Below are 1,003 nucleotides of genomic sequence, written 5' to 3' on the forward strand. Positions count from 1 at the left end.
CTAGATGATTGATGCCAAGGGCTCGCTGGCGCGCATGACATGAAGCGAGGGAGTCCAAAGATCGGTTGTGACGCCTGATCTGGACTCCCTCGCGACCGCACTCTACGTGAAGACCGACGACCTGCTGAAGGAATCGCCGCATCTGGCGCCGTGGCGTCCCGAGATCGGCATCAAGCCGCGGCTCAGTGACGCCGAACTGGTCACCCTCGCGGTGATGCAGGCCCTGCTCGGCTTCACCTCCGAGCGCCGCTGGATCCGCCACGCCTCATCCCACCTGAGGCACCTGTTCCCCTACCTGCCGGGGCAGTCGGGCTACAACCGGCGCCTGCGCAAGGCCGCGGACCTGGTCGCACGGGTCAACCGCCTGCTCGCCCGAGACACCTCGCTGTGGACCGACACGGTCTGGGTCGTCGACTCCACCCCGGTGGAGTGCGGGCGCTCACGCGAGACGGCCAAACGCTCGGACCTGGCCGGCTGGGCCGAATACGGCTACTGCGCCAGCCACTCCCGGTTCTTCTGGGGCCTGCGCCTGCACCTGCTGTGCACCCTGCACGGGCTGCCCGTCGCCTTCGCGCTGACCGGCGCGAAGGCGGACGAGCGCGAGACCCTGCTCGGCATGCTCCACGCCGAGCCCGACCTCGCGGCCTCCCGGCCGGGTCAGACCCTCATCAGCGACCGGCAGTACTACGGCCGCGCCTTCGAACACGAACTCGCCGAGTGGGGAGTGCAGCTGCTGCGGCCGGCCCGCAAGGGAGAGCCCTTGCGGGCCGGATCCGCCCTGTTCAAACCGCTGCGGCAGATCATCGAGTCCGTCAACCAGACCTTCAAGGCCCAGCTCGACCTCGAACGCCACCAGGGCCGCACCCCGGGCGGGGTCATGGTCCGCGTCCTGCAGCGTGTCCTCGCGCTGACCTGCGCAATCTGGCACAACGACCACACTGGTCAGCCCGTCATGCGCTCGCTGACCGCCTACGACCACTAACCCTTCGCATCATTCATCTAG

The 1,003-nt window shown here is 68.2% G+C and carries 1 protein-coding gene; it reads left to right on the forward strand.

Going from position 1 to position 1,003, the window contains the following annotated elements; translation table 11 throughout:
* The first annotated feature begins 67 nt into the window (after positions 1-67).
* The gene (locus ACIRS1_RS38490; protein ID WP_402847327.1) at positions 68-982 is read left to right on the forward strand and encodes an IS982 family transposase; all 915 of its coding nucleotides are present in this window, start codon (positions 68-70) and stop codon (positions 980-982) included.
* Positions 983-1,003 lie beyond the last annotated feature (21 nt).

The sequence above is a fragment of the Kitasatospora sp. NPDC101176 genome (genome assembly GCF_044768035.1).
GTDB lineage: Bacteria > Actinomycetota > Actinomycetes > Streptomycetales > Streptomycetaceae > Kitasatospora.